This window comes from Aurantiacibacter odishensis, from assembly GCF_003605195.1.
Classification (GTDB): domain Bacteria; phylum Pseudomonadota; class Alphaproteobacteria; order Sphingomonadales; family Sphingomonadaceae; genus Alteraurantiacibacter; species Alteraurantiacibacter odishensis.
Window position 1 is genome coordinate 152791 of record NZ_QYOS01000020.1, and the last position, 23013, is coordinate 175803.

General features: G+C 63.7%; 16 protein-coding genes. 4 read left to right on the top strand and 12 right to left on the bottom strand.

What is annotated here, in order from left to right:
• Positions 1–4: 4 nt before the first annotated feature.
• On the top strand, positions 5–2122 hold the full coding sequence (locus tag D4Q51_RS04050; RefSeq protein WP_162925127.1) for a TonB-dependent receptor: 2118 nt from the start codon (positions 5–7) through the stop codon (positions 2120–2122).
• A 59-nt stretch (positions 2123–2181) separates the two neighbouring features.
• Here the strand turns inward: D4Q51_RS04050 and D4Q51_RS04055 are convergent, their stop codons facing one another.
• The 5 genes from D4Q51_RS04055 to D4Q51_RS04075 all read right to left on the bottom strand — a co-directional run bounded on the left by D4Q51_RS04055 (position 2182) and on the right by D4Q51_RS04075 (position 9047).
• Entirely contained in the window at positions 2182–4716 is a 2535-nt protein-coding gene (locus D4Q51_RS04055) for an HWE histidine kinase domain-containing protein (RefSeq protein ID WP_240624554.1), read from the bottom strand.
• Positions 4713–5342, bottom strand: coding sequence for a biliverdin-producing heme oxygenase (locus D4Q51_RS15915; RefSeq protein WP_240624555.1), 630 nt, complete (start codon positions 5340–5342; stop codon positions 4713–4715). The genes D4Q51_RS04055 and D4Q51_RS15915 overlap by 4 nt, the downstream gene beginning before the upstream one ends.
• 148 nt (positions 5343–5490) lie before the next feature.
• Positions 5491–7143, bottom strand: a complete 1653-nt coding sequence (gene groL / locus D4Q51_RS04065) for a chaperonin GroEL (protein ID WP_120076467.1) — start codon at positions 7141–7143, stop codon at positions 5491–5493.
• Between the two features lie 56 nt (positions 7144–7199).
• On the bottom strand, positions 7200–7487 hold the full coding sequence (groES, locus tag D4Q51_RS04070) for a co-chaperone GroES (RefSeq protein ID WP_119586592.1): 288 nt from the start codon (positions 7485–7487) through the stop codon (positions 7200–7202).
• A 165-nt stretch (positions 7488–7652) separates the two neighbouring features.
• Positions 7653–9047, bottom strand: a complete 1395-nt coding sequence (locus tag D4Q51_RS04075) for an MATE family efflux transporter (protein WP_120076468.1) — start codon at positions 9045–9047, stop codon at positions 7653–7655.
• Between the two features lie 174 nt (positions 9048–9221).
• Between D4Q51_RS04075 and D4Q51_RS15920 the strand changes: the two genes are divergently transcribed.
• Complete coding sequence (locus D4Q51_RS15920; RefSeq protein WP_240624556.1) at positions 9222–9806, top strand: c-type cytochrome; 585 nt, start codon at positions 9222–9224, stop codon at positions 9804–9806.
• Here the strand turns inward: D4Q51_RS15920 and D4Q51_RS04085 are convergent.
• From D4Q51_RS04085 to D4Q51_RS16020, 7 genes are all read right to left on the bottom strand, one after another.
• On the bottom strand, positions 9803–11224 hold the full coding sequence (locus D4Q51_RS04085; RefSeq protein WP_120076469.1) for a S41 family peptidase: 1422 nt from the start codon (positions 11222–11224) through the stop codon (positions 9803–9805). The genes D4Q51_RS15920 and D4Q51_RS04085 overlap by 4 nt on opposite strands.
• Positions 11225–11333: 109 nt before the next feature.
• Positions 11334–11711: a 50S ribosomal protein L7/L12 gene (rplL, locus tag D4Q51_RS04090; protein WP_120076470.1), complete on the bottom strand. Its 378-nt coding sequence runs from the start codon at positions 11709–11711 to the stop codon at positions 11334–11336.
• 77 nt (positions 11712–11788) lie between these two features.
• Complete coding sequence (gene rplJ / locus D4Q51_RS04095) at positions 11789–12304, bottom strand: 50S ribosomal protein L10 (protein ID WP_120076471.1); 516 nt, start codon at positions 12302–12304, stop codon at positions 11789–11791.
• Between the two features lie 354 nt (positions 12305–12658).
• The gene (locus tag D4Q51_RS04100) at positions 12659–12901 is read right to left on the bottom strand and encodes a hypothetical protein (protein ID WP_120076472.1); all 243 of its coding nucleotides are present in this window, start codon (positions 12899–12901) and stop codon (positions 12659–12661) included.
• A gap of 74 nt (positions 12902–12975) precedes the next feature.
• Positions 12976–13215, bottom strand: coding sequence for a helix-turn-helix domain-containing protein (locus D4Q51_RS04105; protein ID WP_120076473.1), 240 nt, complete (start codon positions 13213–13215; stop codon positions 12976–12978).
• Positions 13215–13769, bottom strand: a complete 555-nt coding sequence (locus D4Q51_RS04110; protein WP_120076474.1) for a DUF2975 domain-containing protein — start codon at positions 13767–13769, stop codon at positions 13215–13217. The genes D4Q51_RS04105 and D4Q51_RS04110 overlap by 1 nt, the downstream gene beginning before the upstream one ends.
• A gap of 30 nt (positions 13770–13799) precedes the next feature.
• Positions 13800–13928 (bottom strand): hypothetical protein, encoded by a 129-nt coding sequence (locus tag D4Q51_RS16020; protein ID WP_276309484.1) that lies wholly within the window; start codon positions 13926–13928, stop codon positions 13800–13802.
• A gap of 406 nt (positions 13929–14334) precedes the next feature.
• Here D4Q51_RS16020 and rpoB point away from each other — a divergent pair, with 406 nt between their 5' ends.
• Complete coding sequence (rpoB, locus tag D4Q51_RS04115; protein WP_120076475.1) at positions 14335–18516, top strand: DNA-directed RNA polymerase subunit beta; 4182 nt, start codon at positions 14335–14337, stop codon at positions 18514–18516.
• 71 nt (positions 18517–18587) lie between these two features.
• Positions 18588–22961: a DNA-directed RNA polymerase subunit beta' gene (gene rpoC / locus D4Q51_RS04120; protein ID WP_120076476.1), complete on the top strand. Its 4374-nt coding sequence runs from the start codon at positions 18588–18590 to the stop codon at positions 22959–22961.
• Positions 22962–23013 lie beyond the last annotated feature (52 nt).

A 23013-nucleotide genomic window follows, 5' to 3' on the forward strand; every position in this document is an offset into this window, starting at 1 on the left:
TTTCATGAATACCCTTTCGAAGGCGGCGCTTGGCGCTGCCTGCTCGCTCGTGTGCATGCCGCTGGCAGCGCAGGCAAACGAAACCGATGGCGCGGCCGTTCAGAACCCGGCGCTTACCGACCTCATCGTCGTTACCGGAAAACGGCCTTCTGCCGAATTGGCGGACGAATTGGCACCGCCTCCCGGCATCGCCTTTCCAGCCGACACGGCTGATATTGCCGCGCGGATTCCCGGCGGCGCGCTGGTGGGCAATGGCGCACTTTCGGGGCAATTGTCCTATCGCGGATCGACGGGTGAGCGAGTGCTTGGCCGGGTGAACGGTCAGCGCTTCGCGACCGGTGGACCCAATGCCATGGATCCGCCGCTGCACTATGCGCCCTCCGTTCTGGTGGAAAGCGTCGCAATCGCTCGCGGCGTGGCGCCGGTGTCGCAGGGGCCTTCGCTGGCCGGGGCAGTCAACGCCCGGCTGGTCCAGGCGGAATTCGCGCAAGGTAACTCCGCCGAATGGCAGGCCCATATCGCTGCGCAATATCGCAGTGTCGACAACAGCTATGCCGCGGGCGGGCTGCTGGGGCTGGCGACGGCAGACTGGCGACTGGGCGTGATTGCCAGCCGCGAGGAAGGCGATGACTACGAATTCCCCGGCGGCACGGCGATCGGCACCTCGTTCGAGCGCAACCTTTATGGCGCTCACGCTGGGTACCGCCTCGGAGAAGGGGAAGTCTTCGCCGAATACCGGCGCAGCGAAACAGACCCGACCGGCAATCCGCCGTTCGCGCTGGATATCGTCTATTTCGATACGGACTTCATCCAGGGTGGATACCGCGGGGATATCGCGCAGGACATTGCACTCGATCTGCGGGTCGGGCACGTGGCCGTTCGCCACCTGATGGACAACCAGACGACCCGTCAGCCAGCCGCACCCCCAATGATGGCGCGGGCAACCTTTGCCGATGCCGATACCACCACGGCCGAAGCTGCGCTGCGCTTCGGATCTGCGGCATCCCACGTCGAACTGGGCGCCGATGCGGAACTGGTAGAGAAGTCCGTCACGATCACCAACCCGGCCAATGCGGCGTTCTTCATCGAAGCGCAGCCCGATGTGCAATCGGATCGCTATGGTGCCTTCGTGCAGTGGCTCGGCAGTGCCGGGGATGCGCGGTTCGAGATCGGTGCCCGGATTGACCGGACCGAGCAATCGGCAGGCACGCCGCAACTCGGAACGGCGGTGCCGATGGGGCCGCGTATGCTGGCGGGCGCGTTCTCGGCATCGGGCAGGGAGCGCGGGGCGACCACTGTGGATGCCGTGCTTCGCGTGTGGCTGCCACAGGACGGCTTTACTCCCAGGCTGACCTTGGCCCGCAAGGAGCGGGTGCCGAGCCTGCTGGAGCGATTTGGCTGGCTGCCGACCGAGGCGAGTTTCGGCCTTGCCGATGGCAACATCTACGTCGGTAATCTCGACCTGGAGCCGGAGACCGCGCTGATCGCCGAGACCGGTTTCGATCTGTTCACCGACAGGTTGTCGATCAGACCGACCGTCTACTATCGCCGGGTCGACAATTTCATCCAGGGCGCGCCGTTCGACCAGACCGTGGGTGTCGTGGACAGTCCCGTCGAGATGGTCGCGGCGATGAATGGCGATCCCACGCCTTTGCGGTTCGACAATGTCGATGCCGAACTGGTTGGCGCGGATCTCGATTTCGTGACTCGTCCGCTCGACCGGCTCGAGATAGCCGGGACGGCGGGTGTCGTGCGGGCCAGGCGCCGGGACATCGACGACGACCTATACCGCATTCCGCCCGCCAACCTTCGGCTGTCTGCGATCTGGAGCGGCGATCGGCTGTCCTTCGGGGCCGACCTCTTCGCCGCCGCCGGGCAGGGCAAGGTCTCCCTGGCCAATGATGAGCAGCCGAGCGATGGCTACGCGGTGGTCGGCGCCTTTGCCCGATACCGGGTGCTCGATGGGGTGGCTCTGGAAGCCGGGGTCGAGAACATTTTCCATACCTATTACCAGCCGCACCTTTCGGGGCGAAGCCGGGTCGGTGCTTCCGATGTGCCGGTGGGAGAGAGGCTTCCCGGACAGGGCCGCGGCGGCTGGGTGAGGCTGACCGCCCAGTTCTAGAAGGAAGAAGGTAGAAGGTAGAGGAAGGCAGGCGGGCATCCCCGTCCTGCCTTCCCGCTTCAGCCCCTGACCTGCGCGATGGCCTGCTCGATCTGCTCGCGGGTGTAGGGCTTCGTGATGACCGGCACGCTGGCGAACTCGGGCGGGATGACGTCGCTTGCGCCGTAGCCGGAGGCGAAGAAGAACGGCACGCCTTTCTCGCGAAGTTCCTCTGCGATGGGCAGGCTGGTTTCGTTGCCCAGATTGAAATCCAGCATGGCCAATGTGACCTCGTCCTCCATCGCGCGCATGGCCGAATTGACGCTGGCGGCAAGGATCACGTTGCCCGCGCCCATTTCCCTCAATTGGTCCTCGGCATCGAGAGCGATGAGCATACTGTCTTCCACCAGCAGAACCGTGTCGCCTCGCAAATCGATCGTCGCGGGGGCATCTTCCCCGGAGGCCGCGTCGGACGTGCCGGGTCCGCTGGCTGCAACGATATGCCGCGCCGGAACGGTAAAACAGGCTTCCAGCCCGCCGACCTTGAAATCGACGCTGGCCTCGCCGCCCAGTTCGTGAGGAATGGAAGTAGAGACAATCGTGGTGCCAAAGCCGCGCCGTTCGGGCTTTTGCACTGCAGGGCCACCCTTTTCCTGCCAGTTCAGGACCAGGTTCCTGTCGCTGTCGCAATGCCATTTCAGCGCGATGGAACCACTGTCGCTAAGCGCGCCGTACTTCGCGGCGTTGGTTGCCAGTTCGTGGATCACCAGCGCCATGATGGGGATGGCCGCGGGCTGGATGCTGACTTCCGGCCCCTCCATCGTCACCCGCTGCCGCGTGGCCGACATGTAGGCCTGCAATTCCACCTCGAACAGCGTGCGCAGCGGGGTGGGTGCCCAGTTTTCCGCAGTCAGCATGTCATGGGCGCTGGCGAGGGCCTTCACCCTGCTTTCCAGCGTATCGACCACTTCGGCCACGGAGCCCTGCTCGCGCCGGGTCTGCGACATCAGGGCGCGGATCAGGGCAAGGATGTTGCGCACGCGGTGGTTGAGTTCGGCAATCAGCAGCTTTTGCTGTTCACTCGCACGCCGTCGCTCCTCGCTGGCGGCTTCGCTCAATCGCAGGACGATTTCGAGGAGCGTGGTGCGCAGCGAGCGGGCAACCCCCACTTCGGGGGGCGTGAAGGGCCGGGACTGGCCGGTGACGGTCTGTTTCCAGGCTTCGAAGCTCTTGCGCGGCGTCAGTTCGACGCCGTCGTCGGTCTGCCTCGTGTGTTTCGCCTGCTCACCCGCCCAGCGGACAGAGCGCAGTTGCTCCTCGCGAAACAGCACCATGTAATCGCGCGGACGGCGCGAGATCGGAATGGCCAGGAAACCCGCGGCACCGTTGTCGAGCGGTTCGATGCCGAGATACCTGGAGATTTCGTTCGAGTAATGGATCACCTGCGCGTCTTCGGTGTTGAGGCGCTCGACCAGTTTCCTGAACAAGGCTTCGTCCGGGTGCAGACCGGCTGCGGCGATTTCGCCTTCCATGTGCACCATCAGACCGTCGCACTGGATCGCGTCGCCCATCATGTGCCACAGCCACTCGGCATCGAGCAGCTTGTGCGGATCCTGCGCGGCGGCGGACATCACCCTGTTTCCGACATCGCGCGCTTTCATCTCGTAATCGGAGGTGTCGGCGTTGAGCCGGCTTTCGAGCTGCAACGAGAAAATCTGGCCGAACAGTTCCGCCGCGCTGCGTTGGGCGAAAGAGGGCATCAGCGGCTCGTGGTGGTGACACGCGATCAGTCCCCACAACCGCCCGTTCACGATGATCGAGATCGACAGCGAGGCCGCCACGCCCATGTTGCGCAGGTACTCTAGGTGGATCGGCGAGACGGCGCGGTAGAGCGACAGCGACAGGTCCAGCGGTTCGCCATCGCCGCGCTGCACTATGGGCACCTGCTGTGCCGAGGCATCGCCGATGATGCGGAAGGTGTTGCGCATGTAGAGCTTGCGCGCCTGCTGCGGAATATCCGTCGCCGGGAAGTTCAGGCCGAGGAAGCTGTCGAACCCGCGGGCGACGGATTGCGCCACGACTTCGCCGCTCTCGTCTCCGGCAAAGCGGTAGATCATCGCCCGATCGAATCCCAGCAGGGCACGCGCCTGCCGCGCGCCTTCGTTCAGCAGGCTTTCCACGTCGCGGCACGTGGCCAGCCGGGCGAGGATGTTGCGCGTGGCGGAGGAGACTTCGACTTGGTCGCCCTTCGAAGGTTCTGCCTCCAGCACGACCGACCGGCCCGAGAAATGCAGCGCGAGATCGAACAGGCTGCCATCGCTCAGCAGCGGCACGGCGAACACGCGCTCGACCGAATCCTCGCCGCGAAGCATTGAAATGCGGGCGCGGATGAGCTGGACCGCAGATTCCGCGAAGACGCCGGGCAGGGACTTGCCCAGCAGTTCTTCCGGCTCGATGCCGAGGTAGGGATGGGTATTGGCGGCGCGCTGCACCAGCCAGTCCGCACTGAGGGAAAGGAGGAACCCGATAGGCTGAATCCCGCCGGGAATATGGATCGGCTCCCGATCGCAGTTGGTAAGCCCGACCTTGGCGTCGGCGGGAAGGAAGTCTGTCAAGAAACGTGCCCTGAAGTCGTGTTTGCGTGATGCCGGAAGAGAGCGAACGCGGTGCGAGCACCCTGCTCTACGTCGTCTTTCCAGCTTCCGCCTTGATGTTTTGCAATTTCCTCCAGCGAGCAACAAAATTCTTGCCATGGGCGCGTGGCGGAAACCTGGTCGGATGCGCTTGTGTCCAGGTATCGGACGGGACAGCCGGCAGGAACATTGCGAGCCAGAACCGCGCCGCCGAGGCGGGAGCCTTCGAGAACGTACTGCGCACCCCACAGATGGGCATCGCTGGGCAGGGACACGGCTCCCTCTACGAGGTCCGGAAGCAGGAGAATGCCAAGATCGCGGAGGTCGGTTTGCAGCAAGTGCCTGCGCGAGGTCCATCCGCTCCAGCCGCCGTTTCGCAGGCTCGGCTCGAGGGCTGCGAGTGCACCTGCGTGGGCAAGCAGGAAGTCGCGGTAGCCATCGCGGGTCGAGAGATCGAAGCACGCGAAGGCAGCTTCCGTTGCATCGTGCTCGTCGCGGGTTGCATGCCGCAGGTGAAAACGCATGCCATCGACGCGCTCGCGCTTCGCGGCCAACTCGTCGGTCGGCCGCGCCGAGGTGGAAATGAGAGTGGCGGCCGGTACGTTCATCGATGGTTGTAATGTATTGCGACGATGCTCAAACCCACGAACCCTCGTAACGGTCCCGGATTTTTGAGCAAGACGAAAAAGGCCCGGCGAGATCGCTCTCGCCGGGCCTCCTTGTTCTGGTCGATGGGACCGGATGGGGCGGAAGGGCTTAGAAGCCCATGCCGCCCATACCGCCCATGCCGCCCATGTCGGGCATGCCGCCGCCGCCAGCGGGCTTGTCCTCGGGGATTTCCGAGATAGCCGCTTCGGTGGTGATCAGCAGGCCGGCAACCGAAGCTGCGTCCTGCAGGGCAGTGCGCACGACCTTGGTCGGGTCGATCACGCCGGCAGCCACGAGGTTTTCGTAGGTGTCGGTGGCCGCGTTGAAGCCCATGGTTTCGTCGTTGCCGTCGATCAGCTTGCCTGCGACGACAGCGCCGTCGTGGCCAGCGTTCTGGGCGATCTGACGGATCGGGGCCTGAAGCGCACGGCGCACGATGTCGACACCGCGGGTCTGGTCGTCGTTAGCGCCAGAGACGCCTTCCAGCGCCTTCGTGGCGTAGAGCAGCGCGGTACCGCCGCCGGGAACGATGCCTTCTTCCACGGCAGCGCGGGTGGCGTGCAGCGCATCGTCCACACGGTCCTTGCGCTCCTTCACTTCGACTTCGGTGGCACCGCCGACCTTGATCACGGCAACGCCGCCAGCAAGCTTGGCGAGGCGTTCCTGCAGCTTTTCCTTGTCGTAGTCGGACGAGGTCGTCTCGATCTGCGCACGAATCTGCTCGACGCGGGCCTTGATGGCTTCGCCGTCACCGGCACCGTCGACGATCGTCGTGTTGTCCTTGTCGATGGTGACGCTCTTGGCTTCACCCAGCATCGACAGGCCGACGTTCTCCAGCTTGATGCCGAGATCTTCGGAGATCATCTCGCCGTTGGTGAGGATGGCGATATCCTGCAGCATGGCCTTGCGACGATCGCCGAAGCCCGGTGCCTTCACGGCAGCAACCTTCAGGCCGCCGCGCAGCTTGTTGACCACGAGGGTGGCCAGCGCTTCGCCTTCGATGTCTTCGGCGATGATGAGGAGCGGACGCCCGGCCTGCACCACGGCTTCCAGCACGGGCAGCATGGCCTGCAGGTTGGAAAGCTTCTTCTCGTGGATCAGGATGTAGGGGTTTTCCAGCTCGACCGTCATCTTCTCCGGGTTGGTAACGAAGTAGGGCGACAGGTAGCCGCGGTCGAACTGCATGCCTTCGACGGTTTCGAGCTCGAATTCGAGACCCTTGCTCTCGTCGACGGTGATCACGCCTTCCTTGCCGACCTTGTCCATGGCTTCGGCGATCTTCTCGCCGACCACGCGGTCGCCGTTGGCCGAGATGATGCCGACCTGGGCGATCTCGCCCGATCCGGACACGTCCTTCGAACGTGCCTTGAGGTCTGCAATGACCTTTTCCACGGCGAGATCGATGCCGCGCTTCAGGTCCATCGGGTTCATGCCGGCAGCAACCGACTTCATGCCTTCGCGCACGATGGCCTGGCCCAGCACCGTGGCGGTGGTGGTGCCGTCACCGGCGGAATCGTTCGCCTTGCTGGCGACTTCGCGCAGCATCTGCGCGCCCATGTTCTCGAACTTGTCCTTCAGTTCGATGTCCTTGGCGACGGTCACGCCGTCCTTGGTGATGCGCGGTGCGCCGAAGCTCTTGTCGAGCACGACGTTGCGGCCCTTGGGGCCCAGCGTTACCTTCACGGCGTTGGCGAGCGTGTCCACGCCCTTCAGGATGCGCTCACGCGCGTCGCGGCCGAACTGTACGTCCTTGGCAGCCATAATCGTTTCTCCTGGAATATCGTTGTGTTGGGGAAAAGCAGTCGGGGGAGGGGCTATCAGCCCAGCACGCCCATGATGTCGCTTTCCTTCATGATGATCAGGTCTTCACCGTCGATCTTCACCTCGGTGCCGGACCACTTGCCGAACAGCACGCGGTCGCCGGCCTTCACGTCGAGAGCGGTGACGGTGCCGTCTTCGGCCTTGGAGCCGTTGCCGACAGCGACGACTTCGCCTTCGCTCGGCTTTTCCTTGGCGCTATCGGGGATGATGATGCCGCCTGCCGTCTTTTCTTCGGCTTCGAGGCGGCGGACCAGTACGCGGTCGTGCAGCGGACGGAATGCCATGTCTGTGACCTCTTCCTAATAATGAGTGTTGTTACGATTGGCACTCTCCTGCGGGGAGTGCCAGCGGCGCGGATTTGGTAGCGCAGCGGCGCGGAGTCAATGGGCAGGGGCGAGAAAAAATCAGCCCGCGCGACAGGGTGAGCGATGGGGCGGGCGATTGGCGCGCTACTTCACTCCGGGCGCGGTAAGGCCGAGCGCCTCGCGCCGGTGCCAGCGCCACAGCAGCAGGACAGCGGCGAAAGTAAGCCCGGTTGCCAGGCCTATCCATACGCCTTTCCCGGCCAGCGGCGTGCCCAGCCCCAGCCCGGCGGCGAGGCCAAAGCCCGGCACCCAGTAGGAAAAGACCGCGATCCACATCGGGATGCGCGTGTCCTTCAAACCGCGCAGCGCGCCCGCCGCCACCGCCTGCACCCCGTCCGACAACTGGAAAGCGGCGGCGATGGCGAGAAAGCCGGTTGCGATCAGGATCAGTTGCCCGTTCGCAGGGTCTGAGGGGTCGATATAGAGGGCTAGCAATGCCTCCGGGGCAACGATCATCGCCGTGGCCGTGATCACCATGAAGCCTGTTCCCATGGCGACACCCATCCACCCTGCACGGCCAACCCCTTCCGGATCGCCCGCGCCGAAGAAATAGCCTACCCGTATGGTGGCTGCCTGGCCCACGCCGAAAGGCACCTGGAACGCGAAGGCCGCCAGGTTCAGCGCCACGGTGTGCGCGGCAAGTTCCAGCCCGCCCACGCGCCCCATCAGGAAGGCGGCTGCACCGAACACGCCTGCTTCCGCCAGCACGGTGATGGCAATCGGCGTTCCGATGCGCACGATTTCGGCGAAGCGCGCCCGGTCCGGCCGCCAGAAGAAACCCATGATACGGTAGCGGTGCAGGCGCGGGTCGAACCGGATGGCGGCTGCATACATGGCGGCAATCGCGACGGACGTTATGAAAGTCGCGACGGCGGCACCGGGCAGGCCCATCTCGGGCGCGCCGAGATTGCCGAAGATGAAAGCATAATTGCCCAGCGCGTTCACGCCGATGCCCAGCGCGGTAATGACGGTGGCGAAGATTGGCCGCCCCAGAGCGGCGACGAAATTGCGCTGCACGCCTGCCACGATCATCAGCGGAGCGGACCAGACCAGCACGTCCATGTAGCTCGTGGCAAGCGCCGCGATGCGGGGCTCCTGCCCGGTCAGCTGCATCAGCGGACCGATCATCATGCACACGCCCATCCCCGCGATAGAGACAATGACGGCGAGCCACAGCGCCATGCGGGTTGCCCGCCGCACCGGCCTCAGCGCGGGGCCGCGCGCGCCCAGGTCGGCGGCAATGATCGGGGCGACGGCTCCGGTCAGGCTCTGCAGCGACCACAGGACGAGACCAAACAGCGCGACGGCCAGCGCCGATGCGGCCAGTTCGTCCGGCCCCAGCCGCGCGATGAACATCACGTCGATCGCATAGGTCAGCATCTGCAACAGGTTGGCGAGCGCCAGCGGCCCCGCCAGGCGGAGCGTTTCGCGACCCTCGGCTTTCCAGCCGGGCGTGGGGGGATGGGCGACTGGGCGCATATGGTTTCTGCCGAAAGCAGCCGGACCGGATAGGCGCGGCGGTGCGGTCGGGAAAGGGCGAAGGTCGGCTGCCGGAGAAATTCCAGGCAGGGTGCGGCCAAGCGGTAACAAGTCTTGCCGAATGTGATGCCCGGAGACTAAAGGACATTGTCAACGTTTCATGGGGAGTGTCCTTTGCGTATCCAGATTGCTTTCGCCACCAGTACCGCGCTTGCCCTCGCGCTTTCCGCCTGCGGCGGCCCGCCCGAGAGTGATGACGCAGGCGATACCGCTGCGGCAGAGGAAGAGGTCGAGGTCGACCTGCCCGAAACCATGCCGGAAGGCGATGCCGAGACGGTCGATGGGGCGGATGTCGAAGGCGAGGCAGATGCCGAGGACACCGAGGAGCCGGAGCCTGTCGCCAGCGCCTCGCCCACGCCGACACCAACGGCGACGCGCACGCCCGCTGCCACGCCGACGCAGGCCATGGCGGCCGCCAAGCCGCAGTCCTTCACCACCTGCGGCGTGTGCCACTCGGTGGAGCCGGGTCAGAACATGATCGGCCCGTCGCTCGCCGGTGTTGTCGGCCGCCGCGCTGGCAGCGTTGCGGGCGCGAACTACAGCCCCGCCATGCAGAGCGCGAACATCACCTGGAACGAGGCGAACCTGCGCCGGTACATCGTCGATCCCAACGCCGTGGTGCCGGGCGGCTCGATGCCCGCGCCCGGCGTAAACGCCGCGGAGGCGCAGGCGATCGTCAATTACCTGAAGACGCTTTAGTCGGCCTGGACCTGCTGGCGCGCGATGATCGCGTCCGCCAGCCATTCCAGCACCACGCGGTGGCCTGCGATGGGATCACTTTGCGGGAAGACTTCGACGGGCCAGTGCGGGGCAATCCCGGCGCCTTCGTAAAGCGTGCCGTCGGGGGCGCGAAATGCCTCGTTCGATAGTTCGAGATACCAGCCGTTGGGCAAGGGTTTGGGCAACGGCGTCGAGAAGGCGCCGCGAGTCGTGCCGCCGACCTGCACGACACTTGGGTTCTGCCGCAGGGCGAGCGTCGCCAGTTCGCCGCCCGATACAGTCACGTCGCTGGTGAGCAGATAGACCGGTCCTTCGAAACGCGGCTGGGGCGCGACGTCCACGAAATAGGGCACCGGCTCGCCGCCACCGGTGTTGGTGACGGTGTAGCCTAAATATGCGCTGCCCGTCAGGCGCGAGGCGAGGCGACGGGCGATCACGTCATACCCGCCGCGATTGTTCGACAGGTCAAGGATGAGCGCCTCCGCCCGGGTATCGGCAAAGGCGGAAAGGATCGTGTCGAAAGCCTGATCGAACGCCGCAACCTCTGCATCGGCCCATTCCTGTGTGCCGGGCTCCACGCTTTCGTCGAAACCGCCCATGGTGAAGACCTGCACGTACCCGATGCGCCCGTTCGCCAGCGTCCCCTGCACGATCCGGCCGTTGGCGACCATCGAGGAGCCGGGATCGAGCACTTCGTCCTGCAACTGTGTGACGAGGCCCTGCAACCAGGTGCCTTCGCCGATAGAGGCGCGCACCATCGGCAGGGTCGTGCCGAGACCGCCTTGCGCACGCTGTCGCTCGCCGTCGATTTGCGCGGTGAGCTTGGTGTGCGAATCGCCCAGCGCTTCGATCATCGCGCCCATCACGCCGAACAGCGCGGCCTCGCCCATGCCGTCGCGCACGCGGGGGCGGGCTTCGTCCACCAGCGTCTCCCAGTCGATGCCGCGCTCCCCGAAGAAGCCGTAGTGGCGCTCCATGATGGCGGCGAAGGTTTCGAACAAGTCCGACTCACCTGTCAGGTCGCTTGCACCGCATTTCGCGGGAAGCCGGTCGAGCCGCTCGAAGTGCGTGGGGGTGTCGCCTTCGATATACTGGAAGATAGCCTCGTCGCGCCCGAGCGGCGTCATCAGCCGGTATTCGATCTGCCCCATCAAACCTGCGGCCCCGCCGCCCTGGTCCGCGCGGTAGCAGCCGGTTGGCGCGTCCTGCCAGCGGGCTATGCCGTCCTCCCCGATTTCGAGAATCCAGCCATTGGCGCGCGAGAGCCACACACCGCGCGCTTCGGGGATGACTGCGCCGTCCTGCTCGATCAGCAGCGGATCGTCGGGAAGGTCCGCCGATGCGGGCGTGGCGGCGAGTGCGGCTAGTGCAAGAAGTGGCAGCGTGCGAGCGATCATCGGATTCCCTGCAAATCCAGATACAAGAAAGGGCGGCTCCCCCAATAGGGAACCGCCCTTCGCGAAATCAATCGGTGAGGTGGACCGGAAGCCGACCCGCCTCGACAGATTACTTCAGCTCGACCGTGCCGCCAGCGGCTTCGATCTTGCTCTTGATTTCTTCGGCTTCTGCCTTGTTCACGCCTTCCTTGACGGCCTTGGGCGCGCCTTCGACGAGAGCCTTGGCTTCGGTCAGGCCGAGGCCGGTGATGCCACGGACTTCCTTGATGACCTGGATCTTCTTGCCACCGTCGCCGGTGAGAATGACGTCGAATTCGTCCTTCTCTTCAGCAGCAGCTTCACCAGCACCGCCACCGGCGGGGCCGGCAACAGCAACTGCAGCAGCGGCGCTAACGCCCCACTCTTCTTCCAGGGCCTTGGCGAGTTCGGCCGCTTCCATGACGGTCAGCGACGACAGTTCTTCAACAAGCTTGGCAATGTCAGCCATGATGTATCACTCCAATTTGGGCGGGGCGGTTCAATGTGCCCCTGATGTTTCGTCTCGTGTGTGCGAGAAAGCGTCTGTTACGCCGCATCCTTGGCGCCATAGGCACCGAAGACACGAGCAAGCTTGGCGGCCGGCTCGTTGACAACGCGGGCGATCTTGGTCGCGGGTGCGTTGACGAGGCCGACGATCGTGCCGCGCAGTTCGTCGAGGCTGGGCATCGAGGCCAGGGACCTGATACCAGCTTCGTCGAGAACCTGCGTGCCCATCGAACCACCGACGATTTCCAGCTTGTCGTTCGACTTCGCGAAATCGACAGCAACCTTGGCGGCTGCGACCGGGTCTTCCGACCAGGCCAGCGCGGTCGGGCCGACGAGATATTCGTCGATCCCGGCGTAATCGGTGTCCTTCAGGGCGAGCTTGGCCAGACGGTTCTTCGCAACCTTGTAGGACGCTCCAGCTTCACGCATCTTCGTGCGCAGTTCGGTGGACTGGGCCACCGACAGGCCGAGGTTACGGGTGACAACCACCACGCCGACCTCTTTGAAGACGTTGTTCAGCTCGGCGACCGCTTCGGTTTTCTGCGAACGATCCATGCCGTACTCCTTCACTATGGCCGCCCGCGTATTCGTGCGGACGACCGGCTCAAGTTGCCACAAGGCTCATGCCGCATGGCATAGGTGTTGCCAGATGCGCTCACCGCGATCCGGCGTGTCCATTGATGGGGAAGGAGGTGCGTGACGCATCACGCTGGAAGCGCGCCGCATAGAGCGGAGCGCGAAAACTCTTTTCCCCGTCTAGGCTGGAAATTAAGACCGGCACATTCCGGTCGCCAACTGTCTCGGACGGATGACTGCAAAAGCAATCGGGGCGGGCAGATAGCTGCCACGCCCCGAAAGTCAAGCCGAAAGCGCGCGGGCTCCCGCGCGCCCGGCAGGAAGAAAAGCCGATCAGATCTCGTCGGCGGTTTCTTCGAGCACTTCGGCTTCTTCTTCGAGATTGGCTTCGGCAGCTTCGTCGCCCATTTCGTCGGCGAGTTCGGCTTCGGCTTCGGCAACGCCTGCTTCGGCGTCCATCACTTCGGCTTCCATCTCGGCGATGTCGTCGGCCTGTTCGCCAGCTTCTTCAGCCGGGCCGCCGCAGGCGGTCAGGGCGAAAGCGAGGGGAGCGGCGACGAGCATGATCTTCTTCATAATGATTTCCTGTCCTTGAACCCTGAAATCCGGGCGAGCCGCGATTGCCACACTGTCGCCACAATTCCAAGACCCTACTTTTCCTCGTAGCCCAGCAGGTCGCCCGGCTGGCACTGCAGTTCCCGGCAGATCGCCTCAAGCGTGGAGAAGCGGATGGCCTTGGCCTTGCCGGTTTTCAGGATAGAGAGGTTGGCCAGGGTAAGGCCCACCCGCTCCGCCAGTTCGGTAAGGGTCATGCGGCGATCGTGCAGCAGGTCGTCCAGCCGGATCACGATCCCGGTTCCTTCCGCATCGGTCGATGGTTTCGGGGGCATCAGACGGTTCCTTCCAAATCTTCGCGCATCGCGGCGCCGTGGCGGAACACGCGGGCCAGGATGAACAGGATGATGACCATGAGGATCCCGGTGAGGTCGAACCCGCCGTCGACGGTAAAGTTCACATCGTCCAGTTCGTCGGCAAACTGCGCCAGCCGGATGCCCAGCGCGACAGCCGGAATCAACGCCAGTTGCACGCCCAGCATGAGCCATCCCATGAGAGAGAGCCTGTCCGCGTTCGCGGGCGCGAATGGATCGCCCTCGCCCACCGTGCCGATTATTCTTCGCAGCGTTCCGAAGAAGACGAACAGCATGACGACGATCGCCAGGCCGATCAGCATGACGCCAAGCAGGGTGAAGACCGGGAAGACGGCATTCGGATCGCCCACGTCCACCGCGTACTCGGCAATGATCGTGCCTCGCCAGAACAGGATCGCGGCAGATGCGACGATAAGCGCAAAAGCCCCGACGGCCATGGCTGCCTGCATGAACAGGCAGAGTACCTTCCCGGCCAATAGCAGCAGGTCGTTGGGGCGGTGTGAAGCATCGGTCATGGCTCTATACTCCTCTGTCGTATCCGCCGATCAGGCCAGCGCCGGAGCCGCGATGGCGACGCCCTGCTGGGCCGGAACGGTGGTGATGGCGCCGAGCGAACTGATCGCGATGACGATTGCGGCAAGAGCAGCGAGCGAATTGTTGAGCAGACGGTTCATTTATCGATCTCCTTGAAGTGGCTTATTGAAAATCGATATGGCCGAGTCGCTCCTTATTGTCAATCAATAATATCGAAAAACAATATGCCTCTTATCGTTTTGCAAAAGGGCGTGCTCGCGGGCCGATCGCCCCATTGACCCGACTCGGCGCCGTACCTATATGGCCTCCATCGCCGGAATGGCTTCGAGCAAGGTGCGCCTTACGCGGGGGCGCATCACAGGACGGAAGCTTCCGGCATCTGCGTGAGACTTGGGAAACAAGGCTGCGGTGGCAGAACCCCTCGGGGCGTGCCCTCTTGCGGCCGTTTTTGCGTCTCACGTCCCTCCCGCTTGTGAACATTTCTCGGCGCTTCTCATCCGCAAGAGAGGCGCGCACACGCGAAGATAAGGCCAAGGGCTCTATAATATGGCGAACAAGTCTCTCCCGGCGACTGCTGGCACGAAGAAGAAGCGCATCCGCAAGATTTTCGGCGACATCCACGAAGTCGTGCAGATGCCGAACCTGATCGAGGTGCAGCGCGAAAGCTATGAGCAGTTCCTGCGCTCCGATCCCTCGATCGGCTACGTCTCGGGCTTGGAAAAGACGCTGCGCAGCGTTTTCCCGATCCGTGACTTCGCCGGCACGGCCGAGCTGGACTTCGTGCACTACGAGCTGGAAGAGCCCAAGTACGACACCACCGAATGTCGCCAGCGCGGCATCACCTACGCCGCCCCGATGAAGGTGACGCTGCGGCTCATCGTGTTCGAGGTGGACCAGGAAACCGAAACCCGCTCCGTGCTCGATATCAAGGAGCAGGACGTATACATGGGCGACATGCCTCTGATGACGGGCAACGGCACCTTCCTCATCAACGGCACCGAGCGCGTGATCGTGTCGCAGATGCACCGTTCGCCCGGCGTGCTGTTCGATCATGACCGCGGCAAGACCCACTCTTCCGGCAAGTTCCTGTTCGCCGCCCGCGTCATTCCGTATCGCGGTTCGTGGCTGGACTTCGAATTCGACGCCAAGGACATCGTGAACGTGCGTATCGACCGCAAGCGCAAGCTGCCGGTTACCGCGCTGCTCTATGCCCTGGGCCTCGATAGCGAGGACATCCTCGACTACTTCTACAACAAGGTGACCTGGAAGCGTTCGACCGGCAAGTCGGGCGAAGGCTGGGAAATCCCCTTCGTCGCCGAGAACTGGCGCGGTGCAAAGCCCGCCTTCGCCCTGGTGGACGCCAAGACCGGCGAGGAAGTGTTCCCCGCTGGCCAGAAGGTTTCGCCCCGTGCTGCCAACAAGGCGGCCAAGGACGGGCTTGAAACCCTGCTGATTCCGACCGAGGAAATTTTCGGCCGCTATGCCAGCGCCGACCTGATCGACGAGAAGACCGGCCGCATCTACATCGAGGCGGGCGACGAAGTGTCGCCGGAAAATCTCGAGAAGCTGGACGCTGCCGGTATCGACCAGCTCGATCTGCTGGATATCGACCACGTCACCACCGGCCCGTGGATCCGCAACACGATGGAAGCCGACAAGGCCGAGAACCGTGACGAGGGTCTGGAAGCGATCTACAAGGTCATGCGTCCCGGCGAACCGCCGACCAAGGAAACCGCCGAAGCGCTGTTCGAAGGCCTGTTCTTCGACGCCGAGCGTTACGACCTCTCGGCCGTTGGCCGCGTGAAGCTGAACATGCGCCTCGGCCTCGACGCCGAAGACACCGTCACCACGCTGCGCAAGGAAGACATCCTCGCCGTGGTGAAGGAACTTGTCGACCTGAAGGACGGCAAGGGCGAAGTCGACGACATCGACAACCTCGGCAACCGCCGCGTGCGTTCGGTGGGCGAGCTGCTGGAAAACCAGTACCGCGTCGGTCTGCTGCGCATGGAGCGCGCCGTGAAGGAGCGCATGAGCTCCGTCGACGTCAGCACCGTGATGCCGAACGACCTCATCAACGCCAAGCCCGCCGTGGCTGCCGTGCGCGAGTTCTTCGGCTCCAGTCAGCTCTCGCAGTTCATGGACCAGACCAACCCGCTGTCGGAAGTCACCCACAAGCGCCGCGTTTCGGCGCTCGGGCCGGGCGGCCTGACGCGTGAGCGCGCAGGCTTCGAAGTCCGCGACGTTCACCCGACGCACTATGGCCGTATCTGCCCGATCGAAACGCCGGAAGGCCCGAACATCGGTCTGATCAACTCGCTCTCCACCTTCGCCCGCGTCAACAAGTACGGTTTCATCGAAACGCCGTATCGCTCCGTGAAGGACGGCAAGGTCTCTGGCGAGGTGAACTACCTCTCCGCGATGGAAGAGCAGAAGCACACCGTTGCCCAGGCATCGGCCGCGCTCGATTCCGAAGGGCGCTTCGTGGAAGAGCTGGTCTCGACGCGCGAGAACGGCGAATTCGCGATGAGCCCGAACGAGAACGTCACGCTGATGGACGTCTCGCCCAAGCAGCTCGTCTCTGTCGCCGCATCGCTCATTCCATTCCTGGAAAACGATGACGCCAACCGCGCACTGATGGGCTCCAACATGCAGCGCCAGGCCGTGCCGCTGGTGAAGGCCGAGGCTCCTTGGGTGGGCACCGGCATGGAAGAAACCGTGGCCCGCGATTCCGGCGCTGCGATTGCCGCCAAGCGTGCGGGCATCGTCGACCAGGTCGACGCCGGCCGTATCGTGATCCGTGCTTCGGGCGAAGTCGATACGACGAACCCCGGCGTGGACATCTACACGCTGCAGAAGTTCCAGCGTTCCAACCAGAACACCTGCGTCAACCAGCGTCCGCTGGTGAAGGTGGGCGAGACCGTGAATGAAGGCGACATCATCGCCGACGGTCCCTCCACTGACCTGGGCGAACTGGCGCTGGGCAAGAACGCACTCGTCGCCTTCATGCCCTGGAACGGCTACAACTACGAGGACTCCATCCTCATCTCCGAGCGTATCGTGAAGGACGACGTCTTCACCTCGATCCACATCGAGGAATTCGAAGTCATGGCGCGCGACACGAAGCTGGGCCCGGAAGACATCACCCGCGACATCCCCAACGTCGGCGAGGAAGCCCTGCGCAACCTCGACGAGGCGGGGATCGTCTACATCGGTGCAGAAGTGCATCCGGGCGATATCCTGGCGGGCAAGATCACGCCGAAGGGCGAAAGCCCGATGACGCCGGAAGAAAAGCTGCTGCGCGCCATCTTCGGCGAAAAGGCCAGCGACGTGCGCGACACCTCGCTCCGCCTGCCGCCCGGCGTTGCCGGTACCGTTGTCGAGGTGCGCGTGTTCAACCGCCACGGCATCGAGATCGACGACCGTACCCGCGCCATCCAGAACGAGGAAATCGAACGCCTCAAGAAGGATAGCGAGGACGAGCGCGCAATCCTCAACCGTGCCACCTACAACCGTCTGCGCGACATGCTGGTGGGCCAGACCGCGAGCGCCACGCCCAAGGGCGTGAAGAAGGGCACGGAAATCACCGACGAAGTGCTCGACAGCGTCGATCGCATCGACTGGTTCAAGTTTGCCGTCGCCGACGACAACATGCAGAGCCAGCTTGAAGCGGTGAAGGGCCAGTACGACGAGGCCGTGAAGGCCATCAAGGACAAGTACGAGGACCGCAAGGAAAAGCTCGAGCGTGGTGACGAACTGGCGCCTGGCGTGCTGAAGATGGTCAAGGTCTTCGTGGCGGTGAAGCGCAAGCTGCAGCCGGGCGACAAGATGGCCGGCCGTCACGGCAACAAGGGCGTGATCTCGCGCATCCTGCCGGAAGAGGACATGCCGTTCCTGGAGGACGGTACGCCGGTCGATATCGTTCTGAACCCGCTGGGCGTGCCTTCGCGCATGAACGTCGGACAGATCTTCGAGACGCACCTGGGCTTTGCTGCGCGTGGCCTCGGCCACCAGATTGCCGAGCAGCTTGACGAGTGGCGGGCGAACAACCCGGACATCACCGCGGGCAAGCCGCCCGAGGCGCTGATGACCAAGCTGAAGGACGTCTACGGCGAGAACTACTACGACGATCTCGACAGCCGTACGAACGAGGAAGTGGCCGAACTGGCCGAGAACCTGCGTCGCGGGGTTCCGATGGGCACCCCGGTGTTCGACGGCGCGCGTGAAAGCGACGTGACCGACATGCTGCTGAAGGCGGGCTACGATGCATCGGGCCAGTCCACGCTGTATGACGGCCGCACCGGCGAGGCGTTCGACCGCAAGGTGACCGTGGGCATCATCTACATGCTGAAGCTGCATCACCTGGTCGACGACAAGATCCACGCCCGTTCGATCGGCCCGTACTCGCTCGTCACCCAGCAGCCGCTGGGCGGCAAGGCGCAGTTCGGCGGACAGCGTTTCGGCGAAATGGAGGTCTGGGCGCTGCAGGCATACGGCGCGGCCTACACCTTGCAGGAAATGCTGACGGTGAAGTCCGACGACGTGGTCGGCCGCACCAAGGTCTACGAAGCCATCGTCAAGGGTGACGACACCTTCGAGGCCGGCATTCCGGAGAGCTTCAACGTGCTCGTCAAGGAAATGCGCTCGCTGGGCCTCAACGTCGAACTGTCCTCGCTGTCCGACGGCGAAGACGAGGACGAGGACGGCTTCGGCCAGATAGCTGCTGAATAACAGGGATCGGCGGCCTTCAGTGGCCGCCTCCCCCGCCAACCCCTGTTAACTCCCCCAAGGGAAGTGAAGACATGAACGAACTGACCAAATTCACCAACCAGCTGGCCAAGCCGGAAACCTTCGACCAGATCCAGATCGGGATTGCGTCGCCGGAGCGTATTCGCAGCTGGTCGTTCGGCGAGATCAAGAAGCCGGAAACCATCAACTACCGCACGTTCAAGCCCGAGCGTGACGGCCTGTTCTGCGCCCGCATCTTCGGCCCGGTGAAGGACTACGAGTGCCTGTGCGGTAAGTACAAGCGCATGAAGTACAAGGGCGTCGTCTGCGAAAAGTGCGGCGTCGAAGTCACCGTGACCAAGGTTCGTCGTGAGCGCATGGGCCACATCGAACTGGCCGCGCCCGTCGCGCACATCTGGTTCCTGAAGTCGCTGCCTTCGCGCATCGGCCTGCTGCTCGACATGCAGCTCAAGCAGCTCGAACGCGTGCTGTATTTCGAAAGCTACATCGTCACCGAGCCCGGCCTGACGCCGCTGGAGAAGTTCCAGCTGCTGACCGAGGACGAACTGCTCGAAGCGCAGGACGAATACGGCGAGGACGCTTTCACCGCCGGCATCGGTGCCGAAGCGGTGAAGATCATGCTGATGGACCTGGACCTGGAGCAGGAACGTGCGGACCTGCTGGAAGAACTGGAAACCACCAAGTCCAAGCTGAAGCCCGCCAAGATCATCAAGCGCCTGAAGGTCGTCGAAAGCTTCATCGACTCCGGCAACCGCCCGGAATGGATGATCCTCGAAGTCGTGCCGGTGATCCCGCCCGAACTGCGCCCGCTGGTGCCGCTGGACGGTGGCCGTTTCGCAACGTCCGATCTCAACGATCTCTATCGCCGCGTCATCAACCGTAACAACCGCCTGAAGCGCCTGATGGAACTGCGCGCGCCCGACATCATCGTGCGCAACGAAAAGCGCATGCTGCAGGAATCGGTCGATGCGCTGTTCGACAACGGTCGCCGTGGCCGCGTGATCACGGGTGCCAACAAGCGTCCGCTGAAGTCGCTGTCCGACATGCTGAAGGGCAAGCAGGGCCGCTTCCGGCAGAACCTGCTCGGCAAGCGCGTCGACTATTCGGGCCGTTCGGTCATCGTGACCGGCCCGGAACTCAAGCTGCACCAGTGCGGCCTGCCCAAGAAGATGGCGCTCGAGCTGTTCAAGCCGTTCATCTACGCCCGTCTCGATGCCAAGGGTCTCTCCATGACCCTGAAGCAGGCGAAGAAATGGGTGGAGAAGGAGCGCAAGGAAGTCTGGGATATCCTTGACGAGGTGATCCGCGAGCACCCCGTGCTGCTGAACCGCGCGCCGACGCTTCACCGTCTCGGCATCCAGGCGTTCGAGCCCGTGCTGATCGAGGGCAAGGCGATCCAGCTGCACCCGCTCGTCTGCTCGGCCTTCAACGCCGACTTCGACGGTGACCAGATGGCCGTTCACGTGCCGCTCTCGCTGGAAGCCCAGCTCGAAGCGCGCGTGCTGATGATGTCCACCAACAACATCCTCTCGCCCGCCAACGGCAAGCCGATCATCGTGCCGTCGCAGGACATGGTGCTGGGTCTCTACTACCTCTCCATGGACCGCGAAGGCGAGCCGGGCGAGGGCCGCGTGCTGGGCGATATCGACGAGGTGCACCAGGCACTGCACGTTGGTGCGGTGACGTATCACTCGAAGATCACCACCCGCGTCCCGCAGACGGACGAGGATGGCAACACCTACATGCAGCGCGTCGACACCACGCCGGGCCGCATGCTGATCGCCGAGTGCCTGCCCAAGAGCCACAAGGTGCCCTTCGAGGTGGTGAACCGCCTGCTGACGAAGAAGGACATCGGCGACGTGATCGACGAAGTCTATCGTCACACCGGCCAGAAGGACACGGTGCTGTTCGCCGACGCCATCATGTCGCTCGGTTTCCGCCACGCGTTCAAGGCCGGCATCTCGTTCGGCAAGGACGACATGATCATTCCGGACAGCAAGGAAGGGATGATCGAGGAGACCAAGGCGCTGGTTGCCGATTACGAGCAGCAGTACCAGGACGGCTTCATCACCCAGCAGGAAAAGTACAACAAGGTCATCGATGCGTGGTCGCGTTGCGGTGACCAGGTTGCCGCTGCCATGATGGAAGAGATCAAGGCCACGCCCAAGGACGAGAACGGTCGTGAGGCGCAGGTCAACTCGATCTACATGATGAGCCACTCCGGCGCCCGTGGTAGCCCGGCACAGATGAAGCAGCTGGCCGGTATGCGCGGCCTGATGGCCAAGCCTTCGGGCGAAATCATCGAGACGCCGATCATCTCGAACTTCAAGGAAGGCCTGACCGTTCTTGAATACTTCAACTCCACCCACGGCGCGCGCAAGGGCCTGGCGGACACGGCGCTGAAGACGGCGAACTCGGGTTACCTGACCCGCCGCCTCGTCGACGTGTCGCAGGACTGCACGATCGTGGAAACGGACTGCAAGACCGAGAACGCGCTGGAAATGCGCGCCATCGTTCAGGGCGGTTCGGTCATCGCGTCGCTGGGGGAGCGTATCCTGGGCCGCACCGTGGCCGAGGACATCGTGAACGTCTCCACCGACGAGGTGATCGTGAAGGCCGGCGAGATGGTGGACGAGCCAATGGCCGCCGCCATCGAGGCAGCCGAAGTGCAGCAGGCGAAGATCCGCTCTCCGCTGGTTTGCGAAGCCGAACAGGGCGTTTGCGCCACCTGCTACGGCCGCGACCTTGCTCGCGGTACGCCGGTGAACATCGGTGAGGCCGTCGGCGTGATCGCCGCGCAGTCCATCGGTGAACCGGGCACGCAGCTGACCATGCGTACCTTCCACATCGGCGGCGCGGCGCAGGTGAACGAAACCTCGCACCTCGAATCCATCTCGGACGGCAAGGTCGTGTACCGCGACATGCCGACCATCATGGACAAGAAGGGCCGTCGCCTGTCGCTGGCTCGCAACGGTGAAATGGTCGTGGTCGACGCCGAAGGGCGCGAGCGCGCTATCCACCGCGTTCCTTACGGTACGGTCCTCATGTTCGAGGATGGTGCCGAGGTGAAGGAAGGCGATCGTCTGGCAGAGTGGGACCCGTTCACCCTGCCGATCATCACCGAACAGGCCGGTATCGTTCGCTACCAGGATCTGGCCGAAGGCAAGACGCTGGAAGAGCGCGTGGACGAAGCCACCGGCATCGCCCAGCGCGTGGTCACCGAGTATCGCGCCGCCGGCCGTTCGAAGAAGGAAGACCTGCGTCCGCGCATGACTCTCTTCAACGAAGCCGGGGACGAGAGCGAAGCCGCGCGCTACATGCTGGCGCCGGGCACCACACTCTCGGTCGAGGACGGTCAGGAAGTGCAGGCGGGTGACATCCTTGCCCGTGCTTCGCGTGAAGCGGCCAAGACCCGCGACATCACCGGTGGTCTGCCCCGTGTGGCCGAACTGTTCGAGGCCCGCGTGCCGAAGGACGCTGCCGTGATCGCCAAGATCAGCGGCCGGATGGAATTCATCCGCGACTACAAGGCCAAGCGCAAGATCGCGATCGTTCCGGAAGAGGGCGATCCGGTCGAGTATCTGGTGCCGAAGACCAAGGTGATCGACGTTCAGGAAGGCGATTTCGTCAAGAAGGGCGACACGCTGATCTCGGGCAGCCCCAACCCGCACGACATCCTTGACGTGCTGGGCGTGGAAGCACTGGCCGAATTCCTCTGCACCGAGATTCAGGAAGTCTATCGACTCCAGGGCGTGAAGATCAACGACAAGCACATCGAGGTGATCGTTCGCCAGATGCTGCAGAAGGTCGAGATCACCGATGGCGGCGACACCACGCTGCTGCCGGGCGAGCAGGTCGACTTTGCCGAGATGAACGAAGTGAATGCCAAGCTTTCCAAGGGCAAGGAGCCTGCCAAGGGTACTCCGATCCTGCTGGGCATCACCAAGGCATCCTTGCAGACGCGTTCGTTCATCTCTGCCGCCTCTTTCCAGGAAACCACCCGCGTGCTGACGCAGGCGGCGGTCGAAGGGAAGAAGGACACGCTCGTAGGCCTGAAGGAAAACGTCATTGTGGGTCGCCTGATCCCGGCAGGCACGGGTGCGGGCATGAACCGCATGCGCGTGACGGCCTCTTCGCGTGATGCTGCGCTGCGTGCACAGTACAAGAAGATGCAGGACGCCCTGGTCGCGGCCGAGGAAGCCAAGGCTGCCGAGAAGGAAGAAGCTGTCGTTGCAGCGGATTCCGCTACCGAGCAGCACGAAGCCGAACTGGCCCGTGATCCTGTCGATGCCGCAACCGGTGATGCCACCATGGCGACCATGGTCGACAGCGGCGAAGGCACCGATGCCGACGCTGGCGAATACAAGCGCGATGACGAAGGCGAAGAGCCAGAAGCCATCGCCAAGAAGGACGATGCCGAAGACTGATCGGCAAAGCCCGCATCGCATTTGAAGAGGCCCCGGCGGAGCGATCCGCCGG